The following is a 21,304-nucleotide window of genomic DNA, read 5'->3' on the forward strand; positions in this document are numbered from 1 at the left end:
AGGTGTCACCATGGAACAAGACGAATTAGCGAAGAAGATCACTAAGCTCAGAAAAGAAGCGGGCAGGACGCAAACCCAGCTCGCTCAGGATGCAGGGCTCACGACATCCATGCTGAATCAGATTGAAAAGGGGAAGGCGACGCCGTCCATCCAGTCGCTGAAGTCCATCGCCAAAGCCCTCGATACACCGGTTTTCACCTTCCTCATGGAGCAACACGATGCAAGCGAGCTGATTGTCAGGAAGGAAGAACGAAAGCAGATGATGATCGACGGGATCCACTACGAACTGGTGTCGCCGGACTTCACCAGCACATTGGTCACGGCCATCATGAGGCTATCCGCAGGGGCAGCATCTTCCGACTCACCGCTTTCCCATAGGGGGGAAGAAGTGGCGTTTGTCATGCAGGGACCGATCGAGCTGACGCTGGAAGGAACCACGCATATCCTTCAGGCAGGGGACAGCGTTAAGATTCCTCCTTTTGCTGAGCATATGTACCGAAATACGTCTCAAGAGGAGGTAAGCATCCTTTTCTCTGTCACGCCTCCTGCATTTTAATTGGTTGGGTACCTTCCCTGCTCTCTTAGGAATCTAATAGGGTTTTTTTGTATTTTCCAAAAAACTCCCACATATCTCTCCTAATTTGCTATAGTTAGAATATACTAAATTTACAGATAAATACATAAGGGGGATTATTTGTGGGAAATGGGATTGTGTGTGAATCGGTGACGAAGGAATTCAAGGGGGATGGAATCGGGACCAAGGCATTGGACGGGGTGAATTTGACGTTTCATGATGGAGAGTTCGTATCAATTGTCGGTACCTCGGGTTCCGGGAAATCTACCCTTCTCAGTTTGATCGGGACGCTGGATGCACCGACTTCAGGAACCGTCATGATCGGGGAGAAAGATGTCCGGAAGATGAAGAAAAATGAGCTGGCCGATTTCCGTTTTGAAACGATCGGTTTCATCTTTCAGCAGTTCCATCTCCTCCCGACCCTTACTGCACTCGAAAATGTCATGGCCCCATTGTTTGCCCGGAAGGTCTCTTACAATAAAAAAGAAAAGGCGATGGCGGTCCTTGAAAAAGTAGGGCTGAAAGATAAGATGAATTCCCTCCCTTCCCAGCTCTCGGGTGGTCAGCAGCAGCGGGTTGCCATTGCCAGGGCACTGATTCATGAACCGAAGTGGCTCCTTGCCGATGAGCCGACGGGGAATCTCGATTCGGAAACGGGAGAGGTGATTTTCGAAACCCTCTCAGACCTTAACCGGGAAACGGGCTGCGGCGTCATCTTCGTCACACATGATCCCGCCCTTGCGGCGAAAGCGGATCGCATCATTGAGATGAAGGATGCCCGGGTGATTTCGGACAGGGAAGGCATGGCTCTATGATGAGGTTCATCTGGAATAGCTGGTGGCGGAATAAGGGGCGATTCATCCTGCTGTTGGTCGGGGCACTCATCGTCAGCACGGGGCTCAGCTATCTGGTCGGGGTGACCCAGTCCAATTCGGGAACGGTCGTGGATGAACTGCAGCAGCGCTGGAAGTCCTCCTACCATATCGTCGTCCGACCCGCCGATTCCCGCAGCGTGACAGAAGAGTTGAATCTTCTCGAACCGAACTATCAGAGCGGCTTATCAGGCGGGATCACCATGGAACAGCTGGAGACAGTGAAAGGGATCGGCGATGTCGAGGTGGCGGCACCGATTGCCATGATCGGGTTTGTGGATAATGAAACGACTTTAGAAAGAGTGACCTTTCAGGATCCCGGGATCTATCGCGTTGAGTATATGGAGGAGCTGACGAACGGCAACGAGACTCAAAAAAATGGATTCAATAGTTACTATTCGGTCGGCTGGGCAGATGAAGGAATGGGGGAACATGGGACATTTAATTATGAAGGTGATGTTCCCCTTTCAGTCATTTCGGAGGTCATGCTGGCCGGGGTCGACCCTGAGGCTGAGAATGCCCTTGTGGGTCTTGAGGGAGCTGTGGTCGAAGGGTACAACAGCCGATACTTTGAGGAAAACGATAAAGCGACCCAGTCCCAATTCGAAGAGATGGTTGAAACCAATATCCCGGTCCTATTGAGCAATGTGGACTTTGTCGAAAGTAAGCAGTTTTATAACATTACCAAACTGGACATTCCATTTCCTGTAGAAGAACGAGATAAGACGATGGAAAGCATTAAGGAAAAAGGTGGAGAACAGTATCTGGATAAGCAAGAAGGAGAAGAAATCGAATCCTACTCGTTCACCTCCAAGGAAGCACATGAAAAATACATCAAAAATATTGTGGATCCTTCGGCCAATGGTTCGCGATTAGCCCTGGACCCGATTGTCCTATTCAAAGCGTCACCGGTTGAGTATCGTCCGGTGTCCAGCCCGTTCCCGGAAAGATGGCCGTTTGCTTATGAGGTAAAGCCTTATCTGATCCCCGACGACGTGCAATTGTTGGAGCGGGAAGCGTACCGTCAAGTCAATCTCTTTGGAGAAAGATTGCAAGATGGGAAACGCCTAAGGCTCGATATTAAAGGTGTCTATGACCCTACCAAGCTTGAAATTTCGAAAGATCCATTAACAGAGCTTCCGATGGAAACGTATTTCCCGGCAAAATCAAACTTAGTGATGGATGAGGATCAGAATCCCGTCAATCCGCCAGTTGAGATGATGCCGACGAACAACCCTTACGGATTCCTCACAAAGCCGCCGATGATGCTGACGACCATGGATGCCGCGGAGAAGGTGCTGGGGGAAAAGCCCGTTTCCTCGATCCGGGTCAAAGTGAAAGGCGTCGAAACCATGAATGATGAGAGCGAGAAACGCCTTCAAGCCGTGGCCGATCAAATCGAGAAGGAAACGGGTCTGATCACTGACATCACCCTCGGTTCCTCCCCTCAACCGGCTCTGACCCATGTCCCCGGTTTGAAAGGGAAGGAAGGAATCGGATGGGTGGAACAGCCGTGGATCAAGATCGGATCCTCCATGACGATCTTCAAGGAAGCGAAGGTGGGACTGAGCGCCATCATTGCCAGTGTGATCCTAGTCGCCATCGTCTATGTCTTCTCGTCTAACCTGATCATGATGTTCACGAGGAAGAAGGAATTCGCCGTTCTCCTTTCCATAGGCTGGAGACCGAATCAGCTGTCAAAGCTCCTGTTCATGGAAGCCATACTCCTCGGAAGCTTCGTCTCGCTTGTGAGCTGGGTCATCCTTGGGTACTTCTATGTGAGCTCGAGTGTTTCCACATCGATCGTGCGCTTTATCCTCATCGGTTGTTTCGGTCTTCTGATCTACCTCCTCGGTACGGTCATATCGGCCATCCTTGTGCGGAAAATCAAACCGTACGAAGCGATGAGGAGTGGTGAAATCACCGCGATTGGTAGGCGGTTACTGCCTTCCTCATCCATTTTCACCATGAGTGTGAATCATTTTATAGGAACGTGGAAACGGAGCATCCTTTCCATTGTCTCCATCGCCCTTCCGACGGGTCTCTTCATCCTCTTCCTGTTCATCACTTTCAGGCTGAAGGGGGTCATGTTTGCCACATGGCTCGGGGAATACGTCGCCATGGAAGTCGGAGCCATGCATTATATCGCCATGGGAGTCGCCCTTCTCATTGCCATTCTGACGACGACGGAGATCATCTGGCAGAACGTGTCTGAGAGGAAGCCCGAGATTGCCCTACTGAAATCCGTCGGGTGGCAGAACGGGAAGGTCCGCAGGGTTGTCCTGTATGAAGGACTCCTCAACGGCCTTGCAGCCGGCATCCTGGGCTTGGTGATCGCCATTACGGCCATCTGGAGAATTTACGGAGAATTCCCGACGGAGCATCTACCGTTCATTCTGGCCTGCATCCTCATCCCGATCGCAACGGGTATGCTCGGGGCCTTATTCCCGGCAGCAGCGGCGGTCAAGGTCATGCCATACCAGGCGCTGGGGGGAAGTGCCGATACTTCAGAGAAAACGGAAAAAGGGTTCAAAGTCGTCCTTGTGACAGGAGGCATCATCCTGTTTGCCGGCATGATCGCCGTGCTCGCAAATGCCGTACCTCAGGTCAAAGAGTCAGCATCGGAAAAGGTGGATCCTTCTACGGTGAAGGGGACGGATGGAGAGGCGCAAAGCGTGTTCAAGCAAGAGGAGAAAAAAGAAAAACCTGAGGACAAAGACAGTGAGGAAGCCCGTGATTCGCAGTCAATCGAGAATAAAGCTTGGAAGATCGCAGAGCTCGGTGATGAAGTGATGGAGGATCAGTCCTTAAGGATTTTATTCAAAGAGGCTGAAGCAGAGGAGTCCATTAATCCCGAGAACCCCAATAACCGGATCATTACATTGCAGGGGGAGTTTTATCTGGATGCACGTAAGGATGATGAATATTCAATTGATGACACAGAGTTCACCCTGAAAGGACTTGATCTTATGGATGATCAGAACAATGTCTACACGCCTGTTCAAACAAACGTCCTTGAGAAGGAGAAATGGAACAATATCAAACTTCTAAAAGGTGGCCATGTCATTCTTCAACTAAGCTTTGAAGTACCAAAGGACGCTACTCCACTCTACATGAGGAGGGCCACAAGCGGGAAGCCGAGACCTTACTTATTGATTGATTTGAAGGGGATGAGTGAGGAAGTAACAGAGTGATGGGAGTAAAGGTGGAACATAAAAAAGGGGGAGTATGTGTGAGAATTAAGAATGTGGTAGAGCTGTTGATAAGAGAATTCAAAGTAAATGCGATGGATATCCGGATGATTACAGGGAAGGCAGGTGTGGCCTTATGAAGAAACTCATCCTTTCATTGGTCGGGGCACTCATTGTCATCGCAGGAATCAGCTATCTGGTTGTGGTGATGTCCGGTTCGGGTACGGATGAAAAAACGACAGGCAAACAGGAAGAAAAGAGCAAAGAGAAAGAAGGGAACGAATCGCAAGAAGCATTGGCTACCTTGGAAAACGGGGCGAATAAAGTAACATTGGGTGAAGCACAAGAATCCTTTGAATATTCCATTGTAGTGGACCAGGCAGAACCTGCAGAAGAAATTGCTCCGGAGAACCCCGACAATGAAATCATCACGCTTCAGGGGGAAGTGAAAATGCTCCCCAATGAGGATACAAAAGGGACAGATACCGATTCGCCATTTGCCCTCAGGGGTCAGGTTGTAATCGATGAAAACGGAGAAGAATACGAAGCCGTCCAAACGACCTTTGTCAAAAAAGAACGCTGGAACAATGCGAATATGAAGCCTGATGGTCACATCATCTTTATAAAGAGCTTTGAAATACCGAAAGATACGAAAGTCCTTTATTACAAAATGGATAAAAACGGAATGCTTTTGTCGGATCTGCTTGTTGATTTGGAGGCGTTGGATAGAGAATAAGATTGATATGCGTCCTCCATATTTTAATGGAATGGTAGAAATTTGAAACCTTTCTCAATCAAGTTCGTATGCATAGTAAAGACGAAATCCACTCGAATTAGGAGGCAACTGATATGTGGTGGTTTGTCATACTGATTGTTGGGGTTTTATTGTTCGCGTTATTCATTGACTGGAGGCGCAGGAGAAACAACAATAACCCTCATATCCCAACCGATCCGAACGCGAAGCCGGGTGACAGTTCGAATTATATGATGGGGGACAATCGTCATACTGGAAGTGGTCAGTAGGGGAAGGGGAAATCGCATTTCTTCTTCTGTCACTGGTGAGAATGTTTTATTTTAAAGTTTGGATAAATGGAAATGTGACCGTTCCTTTCCGCGGGGAGGAGATCGAGCCTCCTCGTGCCTGCGGGGTCTCGCTTCTCCTCCTTTCCGCAGGAGTCAAGCGCCTTTCGCTTCAATGCACTCTTTGGTTTGAACAGGTGAGCGCTCGTAAAAAGATACGAGGAATCAGAGGTCTTTACATAGAGTACGTATCAATAGATATCTAGATTGCTGGCCCCCTGTCATATCACAGAGTGAAGTGCAGAGGAGGGAGTCCGACTCCAACGGGAAACAGCTCACCGCGAGCCCCGTGGAAAGCGGACTCCCGCAGCGAAACGAAACGTATTGTATTAGAGATGCACACCCAATGGAATGGGACAGGAGAGGGATCCAACATGATAACCGTTAACTTCACTGCCAGCACGGCAGGAGAAGATGCACGTATGGAGCAAACGTTCACCCTTGAGGAACTGAATATTGATGAAAGTGGAACCAAAGAAGAAATAGAAAATGCCATTCGAAGATGCTTTGAATCCTGGCTCATGGACTCTGTTTCGTTTTCCATTGTGGTAGATGGGTTGGACGTGGACGTAAGTGGGGAGCAGGATTAGCCGAACAGGGGGGAAGGGACTCCCTGTTTTTTTGCGTGAAAAAGCAAGATGTTCATTTTAGTTAATGGTATATTTAAACAAAAAGGGTGTGGAATGGGGATGCGTTATTTTGCATTGGCCATGCTTCTAGTAAGTATCCTGTGCGGTTGCCAGCGTCTCGCGACGGTCGAAGTGGTCAACAATCACGGGGAGATTCAGAATAGCGAAGGGTTAAAGACATTTGCAAAGAATGTCAAAGAGGGGAAATCCCAGGTCATCGATTATGTAAGTTACGGGATCGAGGGTCAACGGGTCGTACATACCATGGACTATACGAGCAAGCAGATCGAGGTGACTCACAGCGTAGATGGTGAACTTATCGAAGAATATGTCTGTGGGGACTTCACGATTACAAAGGGGAACGACGGAGAGCATTATAGCTTGGAAGGATGCGATTTTGAGGAAGACGGAAAGCTTCAGCTCGCACCCGTTCAATGATGAAAGAAACGGAGAGAAGACAATATGACAGTACAGAAGTATCATAGGGCATTCGGCGTGTACGGAATTTATGCCAGGGACGGGAAGCTCCTGGTCATCCTGAAGAACGGGGGACCCTATATTCACCGGTATGATCTTCCGGGCGGAAGTCTCGAGGACGGGGAGTCGCTGCAAGAGGCAATGAAAAGGGAGTTCCTCGAGGAAACGGGTGTGGAAATTGAAATCGAAGAGAACATCGGTGTGACGGACTTCAAGCTCCCATGGGAATGGCGGGGCTTCACCAATGTCCATCATATCGCCGTCTACTATTCTGTCAGGAAAATCGGCGGTGGGATCGTGGTACCCGAGCAATTCGAGGGGCAGGATTCCTTGGGGGCGGTATGGGTTTCTGAAGAAGAAGTGACGCTTGATAATGCGTCGCCGCTTGTACTCAAGGCCTTTGAATGGCTGCGTACAGGGGGACTTGGCGAGGCCGTTGTGTATGATGAGTGGGAAGTGCTATCGGGGAAATAGAGGAGCTGGAGAAGGAGGTATCCGAAGGGCGGGCCGTCTCACTGATGGTCAGTGGATTTTTTCTTTCCAATCTGGCCATGTTCATCCTGCTATCGGGAGCAACGAAACATATATCGGTGCTGAGCGAGATCTCCTTTTCAGAAGTGGTTGCAGAAATGTTCGTTCCTTCGATGTACGCCTGTATATCCTTCTCTTGCTGATGGGGTACCTGGTAACCGTTTTGGTGAAACGAGTCAGGCGGAGCCGGGGTACCAGACGGTAAGGTGAACAGCATCATATAAAACGTGCATCTCCTAAAGGATGATGCACGTTTTTTCTATGAATCAATCAATCCCAATGCTCGGCATGATCCTCAATGAGAGAGATCATGGAAGCGATGGCCGGTGAGATCCATTTGTCCTTATGATACGCGACGAATGTGGTGATTTGATACGCCGGATCTTCAATGATGTCGCCTTTGAACGCGTGTTGATCGATTTCATTCTTCACGGTGAAATACGGGAGCATGGAGCTTCCGAGGCCACTCATGACACAGCGCTTGATGGCTTCGATGTTTCCGAATTCCACGCTTCCCTGGATTTCGAGGCTTTGCTGGTCAATGTACCGGTCGAAGAGGCTTTTGTAGGCACACGTCTTTTCTGTATATAGGACGGTCCGTGTCGGATCGGTATCTTGTTCGGTTGGCGGTGATATCAGTACCATCGGCTCGTGCTTGATCGGTTGGACGGTCAGCTCCTTCGGGGTCCACTCTTTCGTCTCAAGGATAAGGGCAAGGTCGATGGTGCCGTTCTGAAGTTCCGAGTGGAGATTGTGAAAGTCGATGGACGAAATAGACAGGTTCACGTTCGGGTATCTTCTTTTGTATTCGACGAGGATCTGTGGCAGACGATAGCTCGTGAGGTGATCGAATGCCCCGATCCTGAGGTTGCCGCTCGGCTCATCTTGATGGGTGGCCTTTTCTTTTACTTCTGTATATAGGTCGATGATCTTGGTGGCATAGGGGAAGAACTCTTTTCCGAAGGTGGTGAGGACCACTTTCTTCCCGAGTCGATCGAATAGGGGTTGATGAAGCTCATCTTCCAGGTCCTTGATGTGATTGGTGACGGAAGACTGGGCATATCCCAGCTCGTCTGCCGCTTTTTTGAATCCGCCTTTTTCGACGATGGTCTTGAATGTGAGTAGATGACGCAGTTCCATAGTGACTCTCCTTAAGTTCAGTATTACTGAACGTTTCGTTCTGATATATCTATTTTACTAAACGATAGATGTTCAATAGAATAAAAAGAGTCAATCATATTCAAGAAAAGGTGGAATCAATCATGAGCAATGAAAACACAAAACAAGCCGTCCTGAACGCATTTTCATTCCGTCATGCGACAAAAGCATTCGATCCGGAGAAAAAAATCTCCGATGCCGATTTTGACTATATCCTTGAGACAGGAAGGTTGTCACCGAGCTCCGTGGGCTATGAGCCTTGGAAATTCGTCATCCTTCAAAATCCTGAAATCCGCGAGCGACTGCGCGAAGTAAGCTTCGGAGCACAAGGGCAGTTGCCGACTGCAAGTCATATGGTCATCATCCTTGCGCGTAAGAATGCGACGCCAGAATCAGACTATGCGCAGCACCTGTTGAGAAACGTCAAGGAAGTACCCGATCACATGATGGACGAAATGGCAGCAGCGTACAGAAGATTCCAAGACGAGGACATCAACATCTACGAAAGCGAACGGGCATTATTCGACTGGGCCAGCAAGCAGACGTACATCGCCCTCGGCAATATGATGACCTCAGCCGCGATGATCGGCATCGATTCATGTCCGATCGAAGGATTCAACTATGAAAAAGCCACCCTCATCCTTGAGGAAGCAGGTATCCTCGACAGCGAGAACTTCGGCATCTCGGTCATGGCGGCATTCGGCTACCGTGCAGAGGAGCCTCACCGTGAGAAAGTCAGACAGCCGATCGAAGACATCGTTGAGTGGGTGAAATAAGATAACAAAAAGACGCCGGTTTCTATGGAACTGGCGTCTTTTTTGCAACTGTATTTATACAGAAAATGGTATAGTAATAAAAAAACCTACATACGGGAGGATTTCCCCATGAACCAATCCATCGTCCATATCGCCCTCGTCGTCAACGACTATGATGAAGCGATCGAGTTTTACACAAAGAAACTTCATTTCACCTTAGTGGAGGACACATATCAGCCTGAACAGGATAAGAGATGGGTGGTGGTGTCGCCGCCCGGTTCGGTCGGGACGACGATCCTTCTGGCCAAGGCATCGAAAGAGGAGCAGGAACCCTTCATCGGGAATCAGACGGGTGGACGGGTGTTCCTGTTCCTGAACACGGATGATTTTGAACGCGATTACCGGGATATGAAGGAGAGCGGGATTGAATTCGTGCGGGAGCCGAAGGAGCATGAATACGGCAAGGTTGCGGTGTTAAAGGATCTGTACGGGAATCTGTGGGATCTGCTGCAGTTGAAGAAGGATCATCCGATTGCGAAGCGGGCGAGGTGACTTATCGGATATGAAACATCCCGGTATCATGGGAGGAGGAATCGTGTTCCTTCTCGGTATGGTGGTCATCGCCTGCCAAGCTCATCCGGCATGGGTGTTGCTCGTTTTCGCTATACTGGCAGGTATCAGGTTGATCCCCAAAACGCCTGTCTTGCCACTCCTTTTTATGGGTGTCTTTTTAGCCGGATTTTATGGTTATGTCTCATTCAGGACGTTTTTGCGCCTTCACGTTGAGGATGTGGCGACGGCCATCCTCATCGAGAGGGGGACGCTCTTTTTCCTGATTGCGGCGCTGGTGCTGACCGCCAAGCTGACGAATACCCCTTTTTCCATGCAGCTTCAAAAACCGAGGTGGAACAATCGAATCTATTTCCCCTTTATCACGCACGGATTTCATTCGATTCCGATCAGGCTCTTCTTCCTCTTCTCCGTCATGGGCAGCGTCTTAGGGTTCTCGTTCAATGTGTTTTTCTTCGGTGAATGGGACGGGATGAAAGAGATCGTGCTGCTCGCCCTCGCGTTTTCAATCGTGAATGCGACGCTGGAGGAAATGTTGTGGAGGGGGACCCTTTTCCCGGTCCTGGCCGGACAGGTCTCATGGATGTATGCACTCGTTGTGACAAGCCTGGCATTCGGTCTCCATCATATTGCCCTCGGGATCCCCTTTTGGGCTGCGCTCGGCTTTTCCATTGGCGGGTTTTTCTTTGCCATTGTCAAATGGAGGAGTGAAAGTCTGTTCCCACCGATCCTGTGGCATTTCATCATCAATCTACTGATGGTTTTCAGTGGATTTATTCTGCCGTATTAAAAAAAGAACTTCCCGTTGTGGAAGTTCTTTTTGATTAGAGTGCTGAATGTTCCCTAGTCAGACCATTTTCCTTGGGATACCAACGGCCCGGGATATGACATTCCTCAGTAGGCAGCCGATTTGCTTCTGTACAAGGTAATGAGGGCCCCGGCGATCACGGCGACACTGATGAAGGTGATGGGAAGCAGTAGTGGTGACGAGGTGTAGGTGGTACCGAATGTTACTTCTGACGTGAGGGAACCAGCTGCCTCAAAGTGAGGCGTGTAGTTCATCGTCCTGATGATACCGGTCACGTAAGTCCCGAGGAAAAATAGCAGATGGATGCCGATGGAGAGGGCAATGGATTGCAGGAAGAGTTTCATGTAAATCCACCTTTCTTGTCCTTTTAAACCATAATATACCATTATGAGCAGCTGGTAAAGGGAACACCAAGTCTCCTGATTGTTATTCCTTAAGAATTCTTAAGAACTTCCCCCCTGAAACATTAAGGTTCCGTGAATATAATGGAGGTATCAATGAACGGAGGGGGAGGTGCACTATGGAGAGCATCGAATTGCTCAGTCTTGCGGCAGGCATCATGTTTACGCCGATCTCGGATGAGGTGATCCTTCTATCGAGCCTCGGGATCTGGGCGGCGGACGGGGTGAATCCTTACGGTGTCTGGCTTGCGTCGTGGGGGACGGTCTTCGTGGCCTTCCTGTGGTTTTATGTGGTCGGGATGTTCTTCCGGAGCATTCCCTTATTCAATAAATGGATGTCGACGAAGTGGTTGAACAAGGCAGAGAGGATGCTTTCCCGCTATGGGTTTTGGGCGGTGATGGTGTCGTTTTTCGTGCCTGGGATCCGTCATCCGATCCACTATGTGGCGGGCATCATGCGGATGCCACTCAGGAAATATGTGACGGCAATGCTCATCGCCTCATCGATCTACACGGGGATCTGGACCGGACTTGTATACACGTTCGATGAAAAGGTCGGGGTAGAATTCGTAGTGGGGCTGTTACTTGACCGTTTGCCCCTAGTGTTGACGATCGTCGTACTCGTTGTCGGCTTCGTCGTGCTCAGGTGGAGACGGAAGGTCCATAAAGAAGAACTCATAGAAAAAACGCCTGGATTCTAGATTCCAGGCGTTTTTCATTACGTTTTCGGGAAGGTGAATCCTTCGCCGAATACATCGCGCACGTCGTGGACGACGACGAATGCTTTATCATCGATCTGCTGAATGGTCTTTTTCAGGAGGAAGAGCTCCTGCTTGTTGATGACCACATACAGGATGTCCTTCGATTCCTTGGAGTAGTGGCCGCGGGCGTTGATGATCGTCGCACCGCGGTCCATCTCGGCGCTCACCTTCTCGGCGATGGCGTCGGTGAGGGGCGAGATGATGGTGACGGCCTTCCTCGTATCGAAGCCGTCGATCAGGTAGTCGAGGATTTTCGTACTGATATAGATCGAGATCCCTGTGTACATTGTGTTCTCGATCCCGATGACAAAGCCGGAGCCGATGACAACTAGGATATCGAACACGAACATGCTCGTGCTCACGGCCCAGCCGAACTTCTGGTTGAGCATGCGGGCGACGATCGTGGACCCGCCCGTTGTCCCGCCGGAGCGGAGGACAAGACCGAGGCCGATTCCGATGAACACACCGGCGAAGACGGTGCCGAGCATGATATCAAGGGAGCGTCCCATTCCTTCCGTGAAGTGCAGGAACACCGATGTGAAGAAGATCGCCAGCAGCGTATACCATGTCACGCGTTTATTCAGTACTTTATAGCCGATGGCCAGCAAAATCCCGTTCATGATAAAGTTCGTGTAGCCCGGTGACCAGCCGAATACATAGTAGAGGGTCATGGAGATCCCCGTCACGCCTCCCTCGCCAAGCTCATTCGGAATCGCAAACAGATTCACTCCAAGCGCGAAGAACAGGGATCCGATAATAATCAATGTGATTTCTTTAGCTGTCGAATTCATATGTGATCACTCCGTTCCGTTTGAATACCAGAATACTATAGCACAGAGGATGGGGCGGGGGAAGGTGATTCAGCCGGTTCGGTGGCGTTATTTCAATGGAAGGGAACGTTTTAGCTAAGAGGTTTACTTTAACTGGTAGTATATCCAGTTGGGAGGGGATTATCTGCTAGGCAGGCACAAAAAAGACCCCGATGATGGGGCCGTTCATGACGTGGTTCAGCGGGTGACGATCTTTTTTTGACGCGTAATGATCTTCAGAAGCAATATGATCCACCAGACAACAAGGAACAAGTAGCCACTGTAGGCATACCAGGCCCAAAGAGCCCCTTGATGCAGTTCGTTCACCAAGTGTTGAAACTCATTGAGTTCATCAAATCGCCCGATGCTATTCAAGAGACCAACAATAGGAACCGTGATGGCCACCCAAATGGTGAGGAGGGACAATCGTTTTTCTTTTTGATTGAAAACGTTGTAGATCGCAATCCCGATGGTGACGGCCAAAAATAGATAATAGGCGATCCAAAACCAGGGTGGAAGGGTGTTCGCCATGTGACATTCCTCCTTAATGGACTCTTGAAGCTTACTTCATCTTATACGTATGGAAGGTGATGGATTCACCCGGGCTTTCTTCCTTCAACACGGCAAAACAGAGAGTATCGTTGAAGTATATAGGCTTTGTTGCCGTGTGGCCAAACCCATCGCGCCTCAATGCAAGGGCCGTTCTGGTATCCAAATCGGCAAGATAAACGTTTTCTGTGCGATCTCTGAAGGCGACCGTGTGAGGATTCACGAAAACGGCGGCATCCGACGGGGGCCTCGAGGTTGTCTTGAACCTGTAGGTTTCTTCTTTTCCACTGTCTACAATGGTTAATCCCTCGTCAGATGTATAGGCAAAACGATCATCCGCTCCATCAAAACTCAGGATTTCCTCATCTGTGAGGAGGGTGTGCTCCTCATCGTCTGCCACCCGTTCCAGGGTGAGCCTCCTTTTACCGTCCTTGGACATGGCTTTATGGAGAAGCAGGCTATTCCCTGTCCTTTTCTGCTCCAGGATATAGTCCCCGTCAGGACTTCCGGTTTCGTTTAATTCAGTCGTTACGAGTGTATTCTTCTCACGGGTTTTCGCATCATAGTTGATCACCTGGGATATCACCCGGTCATCCTTCACTTCGTATTGAATCCAGTTCAGGGACTGATCTTCGGTTGTCAGGATAGGCGTGGGGTTTTCATTTGTACTCTCTCCTTCGTGGATTGTCTGGACATTTCCGGTATCAAGGTCCAATGCGTGGATCGTCCAGCTGACATCGGACGTGCGCCTTGTATCATACTCGGTCCAATACAGTGTTTGATCGATTCCGACGAGAGAATCAATACCTTCCGTTGCTTCATATAGAACATCGCATGTTTCGCTTGATCGGGAAAAGGCAATGATCTGATCAAGCGGCTGCTCGCTGCTTGGGTCATGCACATAGAAGATGGACTGGTCCGTGATATAGGAAGGTGCAATCATTCCTTTTGGACAAGAAGAATCGGTGAGTTCATAGGAGTGAGGTGTGAGATGGTCGATGGGATCTTTTGAAATGGAAAGTAGGTGCTCGCTCGTGGTGGTTGGATTCTCGTTCGTTGAAACAGGAGTGGCCTCATTGGACATGGAAGTGACTGGTGCATGGCGGGTTTCCCCGGGGGATTCTTTTTTTATCTCCTCTTTGTGGCTGCATCCGACAAGCAGGAAGAGCGCACTGGCTATCATCAGTATGTATTTCATATTTTCCCCTTTCCGTTTCATGATGCTTCTATTAATACAATTGTTTCTATAAGTGTAAGTAATTGGGTTGTTCTGGTCAATATGTTTTGAGTGGTTTTTCAGAGGAAATGAGCGATCCGTCTGGATAGATGAACGGATCGCCCGGGGAGAGGCGATCCGTTCAAATCAGGATCAGGATTTGCCCTGGTAAGACGCGATGACCGCATGTGCCGCCGTCAGTACCTTCTCCTGGAGATGAGGGGAATCGACCCGGATCTGATCGGAAAATCCAAGGATGAATTCAATAGCTTCCTGTTCATCATTGAACTGAAGGGTCGCGGGGATCCATCCGTTGTCTGCGGGCTGATCTCTCTTCACTACTTTCACGAATTTGCCGGTGAAGGTGATCCTTCCTATGATACGGGGGTGAAGCCATACGTCCACATCATAGGCGGGGAGATTCTTCACAAAGGACGCCTTGGATTGTTCCCAGTAATCGGGAAGGTGAAAATGGGGAGGGCGCTCGAACGTCTCCTCTTCCATGCTCGCTAGCCCAATCCGTGAGACCCGGTAATTTCGGATGTCCCCATCCCGGGTTGCCACCAGATACCATGTGCTTCCCTTTGCGACAAGGCCCAGTGGTTCCACGATCCGCTCCTTCATGTCCCCTTCTGTGCGTCCGTAGCGGATGAACAGTTTTTTATTTTCCCATAGTGCCTGCTTCACGATGGTGATGGCGCGATTTTTCTCACTGGAAGGTTTCCATGTGCCTGAATCGATATGGATCTTCTCCTACATGGCCTGCGCCTCTTCACGATATGTGTCGGGGATCGCTCCAAACAGCTTCTGTCGCGTATCGAGGGAGTGATGAAGCCCGAGATCTTCAAGGAGTGCCTTGGAGGGGGACAGGAAGAGCGAGGTCATGTCCGCGCTGTTCAATCCGCTCAGTCGGCTGCGGAAGTGATCCAACAGGCGCCATCCCCCATCCTTCCCGCGTTCGGAAACGACCGGGATCCCCGCATGCGTCAGGGCATCCATGTCCCGGAGGATCGTCCGCTCCGACACCCCCAGCTCATCCGCCAGTTCCTTCGCTGTCATCTTGCCCCGGTTCTGTAATAGGATCATAATGTTCATCAATCGATCCGCTCTCATACCATCCGCCCCTTTGGTTAAACTAGTCAGTATTAATATGACAAACGATGTCATGTTTTAATCGTATACTGAATGTATCGACATGAAAAGGAGGAAGATGAGATACATCAGGATCGTAAGATGGTTGTGTTCATTGCATGTAGTCTTGACGGGTATATTGCGACGAAGGATGAGTCATTGGAGTGGTTGTTTCAGGTGGACGGTGAGGAAGATAACGGATTCTCGGCGTTCTATGAGACAGTGGATACTGAAGTAATTGGGAAAAGACGTATGATTGGGTGAAGAACCAAGAATCGGGCGAGGTTCCCCATAAGAATAAAGAGTGTTATGTTTTTTCACGTTCCTCCCAAGAGGATACCGACCATGTAACATTCGTCAATGGAGATATACGTGATTTTGTCGATAAGGAGAAAAGTAAAGGTGGAAAGAACATCTGGATCGTAGGCGGTGGGGAGCTACTGGATGCGTTCATTCAAGAAGACCTGATTGATGAGTTCATCATCACCGTCGCACCGGTGATTCTTGGGAACGGGATTCCGCTGTTTAGGGAAGGTGATCGCAGTCTGAATCTAACGCTGAAGGGGACACAGCAGTTCAATCAGTTTGTGGAATTGCATTATGAAGTGAAGAGGTAGAATTGGATTCGAGGCAGCTCATGGGATGGGCTGTCTTTTTTTGCGTGGAATTTTTGAGGGACCCTCTATGTTCAAGGGGACTTGTAATTATATACTTAGGAGGGCGTGTGCTGGATGCAAGGTTTTTGTTGATAGCTAGTAAACTGGCTTGTTTGCAAATAAAGGACAGCGATCGTATGAATTCTGTGTATCTCGCAAATGCAAAAATCAGTGAAAAGCCCATTCGCAAATACATTTCTGATTATCGCAAATAGAATCAAAAATTCCGCAAATATTTTTTTGGAATTCGCAAGTATTTCACGCTTGGAACGGGTCAGGGACGTTGGTTAAGGGGAAATGGGTCAAAAGCGGGTGCGAAGCATGTCGAATGGTGTCACCGACCGAATATAGACGGAAATCACACTTTGTGATCGCTGATATTCCCATCCTGCTTGAAAAGAAACGGGATCTTTCGCTAGTATCCTAAAAAAGTAGCAAATAACCGGTTCGGGATTCACGAGTGAATTGAAATGATCCTGACGAGTTCCGCTCTGTCACCGTATTATATGGGGCGTGTACCTGCTTAAAAACTATAACATACTTGATGAATGTAGGAACGTGAGAATCACCAACCACTTATTTTATTTAATCCTGTAACGAATCCACCCCAACCAGGTCATACAACAGAAGGGAGGCAGCCGGGTGACAGAATTTGAGAAGATCTATGATCAGCATTTCAGGGAAGTGTATGCATTCATCCTATCCATGAGCCGCAATGAGAAGCTGGCCGAAGAAATCACGCAGGAGACGTTTTTCAAGGCGCTGAAGGCGATTGATGGCTTCAAGGGGCAGTGCAAGATGAATGTGTGGCTGTGCCAGATCGCGAAGAATACATACTTTACCCATTTATCAAAGCAGAAGCGAATGGTGCCGGAAGAAGTGGTCGAATCCAGTGGGGATGCGGTCATGGAGCGGCTCATTGAGAACCGGGAAGAGGCGATGCGGGTCCATAAGGTGCTGCACTCCCTTCAAGATCCGTATAAGGAAGTGTTCACCTTGAGGATCTTCGGGGAGCTTTCCTTCCGGGACATCAGCGGGCTGTTCGGTAAGACGGAAAGCTGGGCCAGGGTGACGTATCACCGGGCACGGAAAAAAATTCAGGATTGTTTGAAGGAGGAAGACGTATGAGGGATGTACCATGCCGGGTCATTGAAGACCTGCTGCCCCTATATCATGATGACGTGTGCAGCGAGGAAAGCCGAACACTCGTGGAGGGGCATCTTAGCCAATGTGAAGCGTGCCGGAATGAGCTTCAGCGGATGCGTGCCGGGCTGCCGGTCGAGGAAAAGGTGGCGGTTGATCGGAATAGCGATGACCGTGTGATGAAGGGGATTGCGTCCTCGTGGAAGAAGGGGAGGAAGCGGTCGTTTTGGAAGGGGATGCTTGTGACGTCTGTCGTCGCAGCCTGCCTGGTCCTTGCTTATGTGGGGCTGTTCCAGTGGAATGTGGTCAATGTCGGGACCGAGAACGCGGAAATCAGTAAAGTGAGTCAGGCAGATGGGAAGATCTTTTTTCATCTGAATGTAGACGATGGGTACAGGATTTCAACGTTGAAGTATGATGTGAACAGTAACGGGGATTTCTATGTCACCGGCAAGCGTCAGGTGATCAAGGAAGAAGCATCCCGTCCAAGTGCCCTGGAAAACGCTGATGAATTCGTCGATCTTTCTGAGCAGGAAGAAATCCGCGAGGTGAAAATCGAGGCCATTTACTTTGGATCGCCCGATGATCGTAAGCTAATTTGGAAAGAAGGTATGGACCTTCCGCAAACAGATCAAAATGTGCTGGAACGGTTCGGATTCGAATAGTCCTTTACAGAAGTGAATCTTCCCCTCTATAATGGTGGGGATTCCAATAAAAGGATTTGAGGGCGGTATTTATCAGGATTGTGAAATGGCTCATGATGGTGTTATTCGGAGTCTTAGGTATTGCAGCGACCCACGCTTTCCGTAGCTACACGGACAACGGGACGGTTGATTGGGGAGAGAACATTCTTTTTGGTGTAAGCATATTCTGCACGGCTGCTTTTTTCACCTGGGCATTGGAGGATAAGAAAAGAAAGAATAGACTTTGAAACGTCATTTCAGTGGAAATGACGTTTTATTGAGTTAGAGGGGGAGAAATCGTGGTACAATTAAATTGTATTAAAATACCATTTATAGAATTTTAGAAGGTCTCGGAGTATGTCGAAGAAAAAGCCAGTGACGAGCGTGTACCTATACATGGACGATCCGGAACCGTTCATCGCGCACCTGAAGGAGGAAGCAAAGAGAGGCGAGGCTTGTGAGGAAGCTGTAAAATGAGCATTGTCTGAATGGTTCGATGAAAGGAAGAGGAGAACCGGAATGAAAAAACAGATCATCGGAATCATCATAGTGATGATATACGCTTTTCCATTTGCTTATTACGCGATGCACACAGATTTCACGAGCGGCTTGGTGACCGGATATGGGATCATGATCGCGTCGTCCCTTGTTTTGGCATATCTGTGCATACGATTCAGCTACACCCCTTACCTAATAATCGGGAACATCCTAACGGTGGCGGTATCCCTTTACTTCAAAAGCGGTATGGTGGATGACCCCGCGTGGGAAGGGTACTTCAAACCACTGTGGGGGAGTCGGATGGTGCTGGTGGTCGGGGTGCTGAATTTGATTCCACAGTTCATAGTGGTTTGGGTGACGACGGGGAAAGGGCGTGGAAACAAACATGAGACGTTGGTATGATGGCGTTTCATACCTGACCGACCCTTGGCTCTATCTATATTATTCGGTGGAGGACGCTTTATCGTCTTGATGAGTCATGGCTTTTGCTCGCCAAGTTGCTGCAAAATGTTCTCTACCCAGTAATATAACCCTTCTGCAACTTCCTCCACGGTATAAAGGGAGGTATTGATAATGGGCATTTTTTTCGCTTGCGCCTCGTTAAAATGTCGTTCGGCTTCCTCTATGGTCAGTGCTATATTCTCATCTGTCCAAACGCTTCCCCTCGCCTGCAATCGTTTGTACCTATCCTCATGATTGCAATGTAGCAGGGCGGTATGGACGGTACTGAACGCTTGATAGTCCTTGCATATTTCCAAGTTATAAGGATGAGGAACAGCTCCAAATAATACCGTAGGTTTCTGGCTGATACTGTTGTAGCGGGCGATCGTCAGCCATTGGCAACTTGCTTTTTGATAGTCATGATTCTCCACCAGGATATCCATATCAAATACGTAAAAGTTGGTGGCAATCCTTCTTAGCACTTTGGATGTGATGGTCTTCCCAGCTCCACTAAGGCCGGTGACGATGAATAAAGAAGTTTGATTCACGGCAATCCCTCCTGCCTTTCTAAAACCATATGCAGGAATAAGGACATTCGTGCTTAGCCAATGCGTCTTTGTGAAAAAATTCATAAAGTTAAAAAGAAGACCCCCATCCCGGCGGGTCTTCTTTTTGTTTTGACGCTGGCTCTCTTATTTCCCCGCCCGCATCGCTTCCGTCTCTTCTTTACTCGGTCCATACACTCCAGGTACCTGAAGTCCGGCTTGACGCATGAGGACGGTCAGCTGACCACGGTGATGGGCCTGATGCTGGATGAGGAGGCGAAGGACGCCTTGGAAAGGCATGTCCATGCCGAAGAGGCTGATTGGTTCGTTCAGTTTCTCGTCGGCTACCTGATCTGACACGGCATCGGCTAGGCGTGTGCTCACGAGCTTGTACGTTTCGGCGATTTCGGAAGCGGATGCCGGGGCTTCTTTTTGAAGGTCCGGTGCTTCAAAGGTGACACCTACTTGAGCCAAGAAATAATACGCTGCCCCCGTTACGTGCCAGGCCACGCTTCCGATCGTGTAAAGGTCAGGGCCGGCTTCCTGCGTCAGTGACGCATCCGTGAGTGCGTCGAATATCTTCTGGGTCGTGGCGGCTTCTTGCTTCCATTCGCGTAGAAAATCGCTGGTTGATGTGAACATGAAAAAATCCCTCCTTTTGGATGTAAGACAGTTTCATTGTAGCATGAAGGAGGGAGGTTGTTCGTTAGTGAAATGGAAGGGTTTTCATTTAAAGGGTATACTTTTATGGCTGCTGAAATCCAAACAGCGCAACAAATACTAGTAACAACGACAGGGATAGCCCGGCTGCATTCATCACAACCAAGCTGATTTTCAACTTGCCTTTCAGTCCCATCAGCGCAAAAACGAGTCCAGCCAGTGCCAGTGTGAACGGCAAAAAGAGACTCACTTCCAGGACAGCTACATACAGCGGAAATCCCCACTTCGTCAATCCGGCGAGGATTGGGAAGATGGCCATGATGGAAAAAGCGCCTGAAAGAATGGAATAGGTTTTCTTCAAGTGATTCCCCTCCTCAAGGAGTGCGATAGTTTCTGACGGCAGACGTGATGACGGCGATGACTAGGACGATCGCGCTGTTCACGAGCAGGAAGTACGCTACTTGAAGTCCATAAAAGACGGCAAAGGCATCGCGGATGATGAGGAGTGCGATCACGCCTCCGATCCCGCCGAGGACGGGTGCCATCAGCAGGACGGTAAGTGTGACGGAGTACAGGCTTTTCTTTTTGCGGTAGGAGAGAAAGCCCAGCACATTGGCCGCTACGATCAGGAGTCCCATCAGAATGTAGAGCAACAAATCCATGTTCGGATTCCTCCTTTATACAGAAAGTATATGTACCGGCAAGCCAGCTGATTATGAATAATCGGGAGCACGAAAGACAAGGGAAAAGACAATCTCTGACACTAGCATGAAGATGACGGTCATTCCGAGTCCGGCCGGTAGGGTAAGTTCCACGATGTACAAGTGGACTCCGAGCAATATGAGAATGAATAGGAAGCTGCATCGATAGGCGGCGTCACTGACCCGATAGTGCTCAGCTTTTTTTCCTTTGGATCCCGGTGATTGGAAAACGAAGGAGAGTATGATGAGCAGGAAAGCGTAAAAATAGATTTCGGTGATAATCAGATAAAAGGCGGCCAGTAGGATACAGGAGCGGATGAGTGGAGCTTTATAGAACATGAAAACCTTCCTTTTTTAGATAGTTACTCATATTTTACCAATAAAAGGGTGGCGTGTGAATGACGTCAGACCCAAACAGCAAGAATGAGGATGAAATGCCCCGTGAAAGATTGGTAAGATGGAACC

General features: G+C 49.1%; 30 protein-coding genes. 18 read left to right on the forward strand and 12 right to left on the reverse strand.

Annotation, left to right across the window (positions count from 1 at the left end; all coding sequences use genetic code 11):
• Positions 1-10 precede the first annotated feature (10 nt).
• From ABJ225_RS12625 to ABJ225_RS12665, 9 genes are all read left to right on the forward strand, one after another.
• Positions 11-556: a cupin domain-containing protein gene (locus ABJ225_RS12625; RefSeq protein WP_048005541.1), complete on the forward strand. Its 546-nt coding sequence runs from the start codon at positions 11-13 to the stop codon at positions 554-556.
• 140 nt (positions 557-696) lie between these two features.
• The gene (locus ABJ225_RS12630) at positions 697-1,389 is read left to right on the forward strand and encodes an ABC transporter ATP-binding protein (RefSeq protein WP_347320526.1); all 693 of its coding nucleotides are present in this window, start codon (positions 697-699) and stop codon (positions 1,387-1,389) included.
• Positions 1,386-4,640, forward strand: coding sequence for an ABC transporter permease (locus tag ABJ225_RS12635; RefSeq protein WP_347320528.1), 3,255 nt, complete (start codon positions 1,386-1,388; stop codon positions 4,638-4,640). Before ABJ225_RS12630 ends, ABJ225_RS12635 begins: the two co-directional genes overlap by 4 nt.
• Positions 4,641-4,773: 133 nt before the next feature.
• Complete coding sequence (locus ABJ225_RS12640) at positions 4,774-5,373, forward strand: hypothetical protein (protein WP_347320530.1); 600 nt, start codon at positions 4,774-4,776, stop codon at positions 5,371-5,373.
• Positions 5,374-5,486: 113 nt separating this feature from the next.
• Positions 5,487-5,660 carry a hypothetical protein gene (locus tag ABJ225_RS12645; RefSeq protein ID WP_162838961.1) on the forward strand — a complete coding sequence of 58 codons (174 nt, stop codon included), beginning with the start codon at positions 5,487-5,489 and terminating at the stop codon, positions 5,658-5,660.
• A gap of 431 nt (positions 5,661-6,091) precedes the next feature.
• Positions 6,092-6,307, forward strand: a complete 216-nt coding sequence (locus ABJ225_RS12650; RefSeq protein WP_218245344.1) for a hypothetical protein — start codon at positions 6,092-6,094, stop codon at positions 6,305-6,307.
• Positions 6,308-6,400: 93 nt separating this feature from the next.
• Positions 6,401-6,784 carry a DUF4362 domain-containing protein gene (locus ABJ225_RS12655; protein ID WP_347320533.1) on the forward strand — a complete coding sequence of 128 codons (384 nt, stop codon included), beginning with the start codon at positions 6,401-6,403 and terminating at the stop codon, positions 6,782-6,784.
• Positions 6,785-6,808: 24 nt separating this feature from the next.
• Positions 6,809-7,297 (forward strand): NUDIX hydrolase, encoded by a 489-nt coding sequence (locus ABJ225_RS12660; protein WP_347320535.1) that lies wholly within the window; start codon positions 6,809-6,811, stop codon positions 7,295-7,297.
• Positions 7,273-7,497 carry a hypothetical protein gene (locus ABJ225_RS12665; protein ID WP_347320537.1) on the forward strand — a complete coding sequence of 75 codons (225 nt, stop codon included), beginning with the start codon at positions 7,273-7,275 and terminating at the stop codon, positions 7,495-7,497. The genes ABJ225_RS12660 and ABJ225_RS12665 overlap by 25 nt, the downstream gene beginning before the upstream one ends.
• Positions 7,498-7,624: 127 nt before the next feature.
• Here ABJ225_RS12665 and ABJ225_RS12670 read toward each other — a convergent pair whose 3' ends face one another.
• Entirely contained in the window at positions 7,625-8,494 is an 870-nt protein-coding gene (locus tag ABJ225_RS12670; RefSeq protein ID WP_252265856.1) for a LysR family transcriptional regulator, read from the reverse strand.
• A gap of 122 nt (positions 8,495-8,616) precedes the next feature.
• Between ABJ225_RS12670 and ABJ225_RS12675 the strand changes: the two genes are divergently transcribed.
• The 3 genes from ABJ225_RS12675 to ABJ225_RS12685 all read left to right on the forward strand — a co-directional run bounded on the left by ABJ225_RS12675 (position 8,617) and on the right by ABJ225_RS12685 (position 10,627).
• Positions 8,617-9,288, forward strand: coding sequence for an NAD(P)H-dependent oxidoreductase (locus ABJ225_RS12675; RefSeq protein WP_347320539.1), 672 nt, complete (start codon positions 8,617-8,619; stop codon positions 9,286-9,288).
• A 108-nt stretch (positions 9,289-9,396) separates the two neighbouring features.
• Positions 9,397-9,819, forward strand: a complete 423-nt coding sequence (locus ABJ225_RS12680) for a VOC family protein (protein WP_347320541.1) — start codon at positions 9,397-9,399, stop codon at positions 9,817-9,819.
• Between the two features lie 10 nt (positions 9,820-9,829).
• Positions 9,830-10,627: a CPBP family intramembrane glutamic endopeptidase gene (locus ABJ225_RS12685; protein ID WP_347320543.1), complete on the forward strand. Its 798-nt coding sequence runs from the start codon at positions 9,830-9,832 to the stop codon at positions 10,625-10,627.
• A 104-nt stretch (positions 10,628-10,731) separates the two neighbouring features.
• Here ABJ225_RS12685 and ABJ225_RS12690 read toward each other — a convergent pair whose 3' ends face one another.
• Positions 10,732-10,989 carry a hypothetical protein gene (locus ABJ225_RS12690; protein WP_048012377.1) on the reverse strand — a complete coding sequence of 86 codons (258 nt, stop codon included), beginning with the start codon at positions 10,987-10,989 and terminating at the stop codon, positions 10,732-10,734.
• A 176-nt stretch (positions 10,990-11,165) separates the two neighbouring features.
• Between ABJ225_RS12690 and ABJ225_RS12695 the strand changes: the two genes are divergently transcribed.
• A complete protein-coding gene (locus ABJ225_RS12695; RefSeq protein ID WP_347320545.1) occupies positions 11,166-11,747 on the forward strand; it encodes a DedA family protein in 582 nt (193 codons plus the stop codon).
• A 17-nt stretch (positions 11,748-11,764) separates the two neighbouring features.
• On the opposite strand, the gene ABJ225_RS12700 is transcribed toward ABJ225_RS12695, so the two are convergent.
• The 5 genes from ABJ225_RS12700 to ABJ225_RS12720 all read right to left on the reverse strand — a co-directional run bounded on the left by ABJ225_RS12700 (position 11,765) and on the right by ABJ225_RS12720 (position 15,476).
• A complete protein-coding gene (locus ABJ225_RS12700; protein WP_251401246.1) occupies positions 11,765-12,598 on the reverse strand; it encodes a YitT family protein in 834 nt (277 codons plus the stop codon).
• 216 nt (positions 12,599-12,814) lie between these two features.
• Positions 12,815-13,147, reverse strand: coding sequence for a hypothetical protein (locus tag ABJ225_RS12705; RefSeq protein WP_347320547.1), 333 nt, complete (start codon positions 13,145-13,147; stop codon positions 12,815-12,817).
• 31 nt (positions 13,148-13,178) lie between these two features.
• Entirely contained in the window at positions 13,179-14,363 is a 1,185-nt protein-coding gene (locus ABJ225_RS12710; RefSeq protein ID WP_347320549.1) for a hypothetical protein, read from the reverse strand.
• Positions 14,364-14,534: 171 nt separating this feature from the next.
• On the reverse strand, positions 14,535-15,068 hold the full coding sequence (locus tag ABJ225_RS12715; RefSeq protein WP_347320551.1) for a helix-turn-helix transcriptional regulator: 534 nt from the start codon (positions 15,066-15,068) through the stop codon (positions 14,535-14,537).
• A gap of 66 nt (positions 15,069-15,134) precedes the next feature.
• Positions 15,135-15,476, reverse strand: a complete 342-nt coding sequence (locus ABJ225_RS12720; RefSeq protein ID WP_347320553.1) for a helix-turn-helix transcriptional regulator — start codon at positions 15,474-15,476, stop codon at positions 15,135-15,137.
• Between the two features lie 90 nt (positions 15,477-15,566).
• Between ABJ225_RS12720 and ABJ225_RS12725 the strand changes: the two genes are divergently transcribed.
• The 5 genes from ABJ225_RS12725 to ABJ225_RS12745 all read left to right on the forward strand — a co-directional run bounded on the left by ABJ225_RS12725 (position 15,567) and on the right by ABJ225_RS12745 (position 18,894).
• Positions 15,567-15,776, forward strand: coding sequence for a dihydrofolate reductase family protein (locus tag ABJ225_RS12725; protein ID WP_347320555.1), 210 nt, complete (start codon positions 15,567-15,569; stop codon positions 15,774-15,776).
• Positions 15,773-16,129 carry a dihydrofolate reductase family protein gene (locus tag ABJ225_RS12730; RefSeq protein WP_347320557.1) on the forward strand — a complete coding sequence of 119 codons (357 nt, stop codon included), beginning with the start codon at positions 15,773-15,775 and terminating at the stop codon, positions 16,127-16,129. Before ABJ225_RS12725 ends, ABJ225_RS12730 begins: the two co-directional genes overlap by 4 nt.
• 681 nt (positions 16,130-16,810) lie before the next feature.
• Positions 16,811-17,296, forward strand: coding sequence for an RNA polymerase sigma factor (locus ABJ225_RS12735; protein ID WP_347320559.1), 486 nt, complete (start codon positions 16,811-16,813; stop codon positions 17,294-17,296).
• Positions 17,293-17,976 carry a zf-HC2 domain-containing protein gene (locus ABJ225_RS12740; RefSeq protein WP_347320561.1) on the forward strand — a complete coding sequence of 228 codons (684 nt, stop codon included), beginning with the start codon at positions 17,293-17,295 and terminating at the stop codon, positions 17,974-17,976. Before ABJ225_RS12735 ends, ABJ225_RS12740 begins: the two co-directional genes overlap by 4 nt.
• A 537-nt stretch (positions 17,977-18,513) precedes the next feature.
• Entirely contained in the window at positions 18,514-18,894 is a 381-nt protein-coding gene (locus ABJ225_RS12745; RefSeq protein WP_347320563.1) for a hypothetical protein, read from the forward strand.
• A 74-nt stretch (positions 18,895-18,968) separates the two neighbouring features.
• On the opposite strand, the gene ABJ225_RS12750 is transcribed toward ABJ225_RS12745, so the two are convergent.
• The 5 genes from ABJ225_RS12750 to ABJ225_RS12770 form a co-directional block, all read right to left on the reverse strand.
• Positions 18,969-19,481 (reverse strand): DEAD/DEAH box helicase family protein, encoded by a 513-nt coding sequence (locus tag ABJ225_RS12750; protein ID WP_218245361.1) that lies wholly within the window; start codon positions 19,479-19,481, stop codon positions 18,969-18,971.
• A gap of 144 nt (positions 19,482-19,625) precedes the next feature.
• A complete protein-coding gene (locus ABJ225_RS12755) occupies positions 19,626-20,120 on the reverse strand; it encodes a DinB family protein (RefSeq protein ID WP_218245362.1) in 495 nt (164 codons plus the stop codon).
• 103 nt (positions 20,121-20,223) lie between these two features.
• On the reverse strand, positions 20,224-20,499 hold the full coding sequence (locus ABJ225_RS12760) for a hypothetical protein (RefSeq protein WP_218245363.1): 276 nt from the start codon (positions 20,497-20,499) through the stop codon (positions 20,224-20,226).
• 13 nt (positions 20,500-20,512) lie between these two features.
• Complete coding sequence (locus ABJ225_RS12765) at positions 20,513-20,800, reverse strand: 3-isopropylmalate dehydrogenase (RefSeq protein ID WP_218245364.1); 288 nt, start codon at positions 20,798-20,800, stop codon at positions 20,513-20,515.
• A 51-nt stretch (positions 20,801-20,851) separates the two neighbouring features.
• Positions 20,852-21,178 (reverse strand): hypothetical protein, encoded by a 327-nt coding sequence (locus tag ABJ225_RS12770; protein WP_218245365.1) that lies wholly within the window; start codon positions 21,176-21,178, stop codon positions 20,852-20,854.
• Between the last annotated feature and the right edge of the window lie 126 nt (positions 21,179-21,304).

This window comes from Rossellomorea sp. RS05, from assembly GCF_039822645.1.
GTDB lineage: Bacteria > Bacillota > Bacilli > Bacillales > Bacillaceae_B > Rossellomorea > Rossellomorea marisflavi_B.

Bases quoted from the DNA above. Each gene is read 5' to 3' on its own strand.
- ABJ225_RS12625 (WP_048005541.1), top strand. From the start codon at position 11: ATGGAACAAGACGAATTAGCGAAGAAGATCACTAAGCTCAGAAAAGAA.
- ABJ225_RS12635 (WP_347320528.1), top strand. From the start codon at position 1,386: ATGATGAGGTTCATCTGGAATAGCTGGTGGCGGAATAAGGGGCGATTC.
- ABJ225_RS12640 (WP_347320530.1), top strand. From the start codon at position 4,774: ATGAAGAAACTCATCCTTTCATTGGTCGGGGCACTCATTGTCATCGCA.
- ABJ225_RS12645 (WP_162838961.1), top strand. From the start codon at position 5,487: ATGTGGTGGTTTGTCATACTGATTGTTGGGGTTTTATTGTTCGCGTTA.
- ABJ225_RS12650 (WP_218245344.1), top strand. From the start codon at position 6,092: ATGATAACCGTTAACTTCACTGCCAGCACGGCAGGAGAAGATGCACGT.
- ABJ225_RS12655 (WP_347320533.1), top strand. From the start codon at position 6,401: ATGGGGATGCGTTATTTTGCATTGGCCATGCTTCTAGTAAGTATCCTG.
- ABJ225_RS12660 (WP_347320535.1), top strand. From the start codon at position 6,809: ATGACAGTACAGAAGTATCATAGGGCATTCGGCGTGTACGGAATTTAT.
- ABJ225_RS12670 (WP_252265856.1), bottom strand. From the start codon at position 8,494: ATGGAACTGCGTCATCTACTCACATTCAAGACCATCGTCGAAAAAGGC.
- ABJ225_RS12675 (WP_347320539.1), top strand. From the start codon at position 8,617: ATGAGCAATGAAAACACAAAACAAGCCGTCCTGAACGCATTTTCATTC.
- ABJ225_RS12680 (WP_347320541.1), top strand. From the start codon at position 9,397: ATGAACCAATCCATCGTCCATATCGCCCTCGTCGTCAACGACTATGAT.
- ABJ225_RS12685 (WP_347320543.1), top strand. From the start codon at position 9,830: ATGAAACATCCCGGTATCATGGGAGGAGGAATCGTGTTCCTTCTCGGT.
- ABJ225_RS12690 (WP_048012377.1), bottom strand. From the start codon at position 10,989: ATGAAACTCTTCCTGCAATCCATTGCCCTCTCCATCGGCATCCATCTG.
- ABJ225_RS12695 (WP_347320545.1), top strand. From the start codon at position 11,166: ATGGAGAGCATCGAATTGCTCAGTCTTGCGGCAGGCATCATGTTTACG.
- ABJ225_RS12700 (WP_251401246.1), bottom strand. From the start codon at position 12,598: ATGAATTCGACAGCTAAAGAAATCACATTGATTATTATCGGATCCCTG.
- ABJ225_RS12705 (WP_347320547.1), bottom strand. From the start codon at position 13,147: ATGGCGAACACCCTTCCACCCTGGTTTTGGATCGCCTATTATCTATTT.
- ABJ225_RS12710 (WP_347320549.1), bottom strand. From the start codon at position 14,363: ATGAAATACATACTGATGATAGCCAGTGCGCTCTTCCTGCTTGTCGGA.
- ABJ225_RS12720 (WP_347320553.1), bottom strand. From the start codon at position 15,476: ATGAACATTATGATCCTATTACAGAACCGGGGCAAGATGACAGCGAAG.
- ABJ225_RS12725 (WP_347320555.1), top strand. From the start codon at position 15,567: ATGTATCGACATGAAAAGGAGGAAGATGAGATACATCAGGATCGTAAG.
- ABJ225_RS12740 (WP_347320561.1), top strand. From the start codon at position 17,293: ATGAGGGATGTACCATGCCGGGTCATTGAAGACCTGCTGCCCCTATAT.
- ABJ225_RS12745 (WP_347320563.1), top strand. From the start codon at position 18,514: ATGAAAAAACAGATCATCGGAATCATCATAGTGATGATATACGCTTTT.
- ABJ225_RS12755 (WP_218245362.1), bottom strand. From the start codon at position 20,120: ATGTTCACATCAACCAGCGATTTTCTACGCGAATGGAAGCAAGAAGCC.
- ABJ225_RS12765 (WP_218245364.1), bottom strand. From the start codon at position 20,800: ATGGATTTGTTGCTCTACATTCTGATGGGACTCCTGATCGTAGCGGCC.
- ABJ225_RS12770 (WP_218245365.1), bottom strand. From the start codon at position 21,178: ATGTTCTATAAAGCTCCACTCATCCGCTCCTGTATCCTACTGGCCGCC.